We start from the raw sequence: 4,143 nt of genomic DNA, 5'->3' as shown, positions 1-4,143 counted from the left end.
GCCCAACAGACGGGTCATGCCGAGCCAGAGCAGGCAGCCTGTCACGAGCCCGACCGGGATGATCCACCAGCCCAGAAGCTCGAACTGCGCATCGGGCGGGCCACTGACGAAGCCGAGTGCTAGAAGATCGGGTGGATCCCTCCAGAGCCCGATGTGAAGAGGAAAGAAAGGCTTCAGCACAGCGACCAGAACCAACGCCGCTGCAAGGCTGTAGCCCAGGATTCCGGCAAGGAACATCGTCAGGCCGAACAGCCCTTCCATGGCCCACCGTTGTGCCGCCCTCATGAGCGCCAGTGGCGATTGGCTGGACCGGCCTCGGGCGAGAAGCGCCTCGGTCTGATACTCGGCGGCCAGCTCTTCCGGATCGCCCAGGGCTTCGAGCACCTCGACCGCCGCCGCCGCTGGATCCGCCGAGTCCGCCAATCGCTCGGCGATATGGCTTTGGATCTCGAGCACGATGTCGTCGACCTCCCCCGCTTGGAGGGTGCCGAGCGCCCGCCGCAAGCGGGCCGTGTATTGCCCGATTCTTGTCTCTATCTGTTCGTCTTGGTTCATTCCTATCCCTCTTCGATCAGGGGCTGCATAAGCTCGCGCAGCTCCCGGTTGTACGTCGTCCAGCGCTTCGCCATCTCTATGGCGCGGACACGGCCGGCTCTTGTCAGCCGGTAGTACCGGCGTGGGTGCCCCGAGTCGCGCGTCTCCCACTCGGACTCGAGGTACCCGTCCTTTCGCAAGCGGTTCAGCAACGGGTAAAGCGTGCCCTCGACCACCTCGAGCGCGGCCAAGCGCCTCAGGATCTCCAGGCCGTAGAGTTTCTCGTCCCGCAGCGAGGCCAGAACCACCATTTCCAGAGAGCCTTTGCGCAGCTGGGACAGCCATTTATCCAGAGCAGAGCTATTCATAGCCCGATACTATGCTATGCATAGTATCATGTCAAACCCACGCGCGACACCCATCGGAATGAGACGATGCCTGCCATGCCCGGACCGAGCAGCTCACGAACGGCGCGACTGAAGGACGCCCTGTCGGTCTACGCCGACTGGCGGATGGCCAAGATCCTGCTCATCGGTTTCATAAGTGGCTTCCCGTGGGTGTTGATCGGCTCGATGATCACCCTCTGGCTGCAGGAGGCGGGTTTCAGCCGCAGCGGCATCGGGCTGTTCGGGTTGGTCTTCACAGTCTACGCCTTCAACATGCTGTGGGCGCCTCTGGTGGATAGCATCCGGATCCCGCTCTTGACGCGCGCTCTCGGCCAGCGCCGGTCCTGGATCGTCGCCATGCAGGGCATCATCGCGCTCGCGGTCGTCTCCCTCTCCAGGCTCGATCCGACGCAGGACCTCATCGCAATCTCCGCTTGGGCGCTGCTGATTGCCATCGCCAGCGCGACTCAGGACGTCGCCATCGACGCCACCAGAATCGAGCTCATCGGCCGGATGGAAGCCCGGAAGGTCGGCGCGGGATCGGCGATGGCGACCTCCGGGTGGTGGGCCGGGTACGGCCTTGGCGGTTCGCTGGCGCTGTTCAGCGCCCAGGCGCTTCAGAACCGCGGCATCGAGGGCTACTGGCCCGCGACCTATCTGGTGACGCTCGCGGTTATAGGGGTGAGCGTCGCAGCGTTGTTGCGTTTCGTCGAGGAGCCGCCCCGGGCGGAGCGGGAGACGGGCCAGTCCGAGGATGTCAGCCGGATGAGGGAGCTCCTCGTCGCCACCAGCGCCAGCGGCCTCTCGGCGCGCATGGTAAGAATTCTCTTCGGCCGAGCGGCGTTCGCCGCCACTTCGATCGCCGCTCTTCTGCTGGCTCTGCTCGTTTATCCCTATGCCGGGGCGAGCCTCGTGTCCTGGATCGGCGGGGGGACCGGGCTGGGGCTTGTTGCTCTCTTTGCCGTCTTCCTGACCGCCGCCCTGATCCTCTGGGCGCTGCTTTATCTGCTCAAGGAGGTCGTGGTGCGGCGCGGCGGCGGGGGCGCCGACGCTCTGGCCCGTGGCTACTCGATCTACTACATGCCGGTGGCGCGCTTCCTCAAGAATCACGGCGTGCGGGTCGGCGCAATCATCATCGCCACTATCATCCTGTTCAAGGTGGGCGAGGCTTTCCTAGGCCGGATGTCGCTGGTGTTCTACAAGGAGATCGGGTTCTCGAAAGCCGATATCGCCCTTTACCAGAAGGGACTCGGCACGATTTCGGTGTGCATTTTTTCCGTGATCGGCAGCCTGATCAATGCTCGCTACGGCCTGTTTCGCGGGATCTTCCTGAGCGGCGTGGCGATGGCCTCCACGAACTTGCTGTTCGCCCTGTTGGCGGCCCACCCGGTGAAGTGGCTCTTTACCTGCGCGGTCGTTACCGATCAGTTCACCACCGCGATCTCCACCGTCGCCTTCGTCGCCTTCATCTCGCAGCTCTGCGACCGCACCTACACCGCGACCCAGTACGCCGCGTTCGCATCGCTCGGGAACCTGTCTCGAACGACGCTTTCGGCCGGCAGCGGCATCGTGGTCGATGCTCTGGGTGGCAACTGGACGCTCTTCTTCGTCATCACTACCGTCATGGTGGTCCCCAGCCTCTTGCTCCTGCTCGTGCTGCGCAAGGATCTTCAGCCGCTGATGGAAGGGCAGACGACGAAGTTCATTTAGGGGCTGGGTCGAAGGGCGCGGGTCCGACCGAGGCCGGACCCCGACGCGCGCTCCTCTGTAAACGATCACTCGACGGGCATCAGCTCTCCGCTCGTTACAAAGTGCTCCAGTCCCTGGATGACCACACTCTCAAGAAGAGGGTCCTCCTCCGGAAGGGCTTCGACGACAGAGTTCCCCTGCTCGTTCAGGGCCGTGAACTTCATGGTCCAAGTGCCTTTGCACGTGCCGTCGCCGTTATCCTCGAGGTCGATTCTGAGTTGCTCGACAACGCTGTTGCCCATGATCCTCACCACCTCGAGCACCTCGTTGGGTTGAAAGCGGGTGAAAATCCACAGCCCTGGGCCGAGGCTGTTCGGTGATGAATCTCAGCTATCGAGCTCGGGCTCCACCGACTTCGGAGCCCAGGTCCTCATGACCCGCTACTTCGAAAAGGCCTGCCTCCACACCTCACTCGGCCTCCTCTATCTGGGCGAGCGGGATGAGCTGGGCACGCCGGCCCAGACCCTACCCTCGGGGATGGTCGCCTACGAGCGAGCGCTCGGACCGAAGAGCTCCGGCCTGGCTCAGCTCACGGTGTCCGAGAGTCCTTTCCGGGATCTGCAGCTCGCCGAGCTGGCGGAGACCTCGATCCAGGTGACGCTGGGCCTCAAAAAAGTCCTCTGGAACCGGCAGGTCCTCTTTGTCGGCTTTACCGAGAACATCCAGAACCTCAACAACACCGCCGACGTCGGCTTTCACGTCGGCCTCACCCAGACATTCGACCCGCGATGACCAGGCGTTTCACAGGAATCGCCTTCGGACCGAGCGCGCCTTCATCCTCAAAGTGGAGGCCTTCCACTCGAACAGGGCCCAACACATCACACCGCGCTACAACCTCGAAAGGAACCACCATGAAGACCCGCAACCACATCCGCCTCGCGCTCGCACTCGCCCTCGCCATGCTCGGCGCTCTGCCCACCCTCGCTGGGGCGCAGCAGACCGCCGAATCGCTTGCCTCTGTCCGCTACCGCACGGTGGAAGTCGATGGCATGGAGATCTTCTATCGGGAGGCCGGCTCTCGTGAGAACCCCACGATCCTCCTGCTGCATGGCTTCCCGACCTCTTCCCACATGTTCCGGGAGCTGATGCCGGCGCTCGCCGACGAGTACCACCTGATCGCTCCGGACTACCCGGGCTTCGGCCACAGCCCCATGCCGAAAGTCGACGAGTTCGAGTACACCTTCGACCGCTTCGCAGAGCTCATGGAAGGACTCACCGAGAAACTCTCGCTCGATAGCTACAGTCTCTACTTGATGGACTACGGCGCGCCGGTCGGGTACCGGCTCGCGGTGCAGCATCCCAAGCGTGTACAGGCCCTGCTCGTCCAGAACGGCAACGCCTACGACGAGGGCTTGCGCGAGTTCTGGGACCTGATCAAGACCTATTGGGCGGAGCGCACACCGGAGAACGTCGAGCCGCTGAAGGGTCTGCTGACTCTCGGGGCGACGAAGTGGCAGTACCTGACCGGGGCTCG

The 4,143-nt window shown here is 63.5% G+C and carries 6 protein-coding genes; 3 read left to right on the top strand and 3 right to left on the bottom strand.

Annotation, left to right across the window (positions count from 1 at the left end):
* Positions 1 to 555 (bottom strand): hypothetical protein (locus tag GY769_26100; GenBank protein MCP4205399.1); only part of this gene is annotated, 555 nt, incomplete at its 3' end.
* 2 nt (positions 556 to 557) lie between these two features.
* Complete coding sequence (locus GY769_26095; GenBank protein MCP4205398.1) at positions 558 to 902, bottom strand: helix-turn-helix transcriptional regulator; 345 nt, start codon at positions 900 to 902, stop codon at positions 558 to 560.
* 75 nt (positions 903 to 977) lie between these two features.
* Between GY769_26095 and GY769_26090 the strand changes: the two genes are divergently transcribed.
* Positions 978 to 2,630 (top strand): AmpG family muropeptide MFS transporter, encoded by a 1,653-nt coding sequence (locus tag GY769_26090; GenBank protein ID MCP4205397.1) that lies wholly within the window; start codon positions 978 to 980, stop codon positions 2,628 to 2,630.
* 65 nt (positions 2,631 to 2,695) lie between these two features.
* Here the strand turns inward: GY769_26090 and GY769_26085 are convergent, their stop codons facing one another.
* Entirely contained in the window at positions 2,696 to 2,923 is a 228-nt protein-coding gene (locus GY769_26085; GenBank protein ID MCP4205396.1) for a hypothetical protein, read from the bottom strand.
* A 28-nt stretch (positions 2,924 to 2,951) separates the two neighbouring features.
* Between GY769_26085 and GY769_26080 the strand changes: the two genes are divergently transcribed.
* Positions 2,952 to 3,401 carry a DUF3187 family protein gene (locus GY769_26080; GenBank protein ID MCP4205395.1) on the top strand — a complete coding sequence of 150 codons (450 nt, stop codon included), beginning with the start codon at positions 2,952 to 2,954 and terminating at the stop codon, positions 3,399 to 3,401.
* A gap of 119 nt (positions 3,402 to 3,520) precedes the next feature.
* Positions 3,521 to 4,143, top strand: a 623-nt coding sequence (locus GY769_26075; GenBank protein ID MCP4205394.1) for an alpha/beta fold hydrolase, incomplete at its 3' end; no start/stop codon positions are given.

It is taken from the genome of bacterium (assembly GCA_024224155.1).
GTDB lineage: Bacteria > Acidobacteriota > Thermoanaerobaculia > Multivoradales > JAHEKO01 > CALZIK01.
The sequence above is the reverse complement of the archived record's forward strand: the minus strand, read 5'-3'. Positions and strand labels throughout refer to the sequence as shown.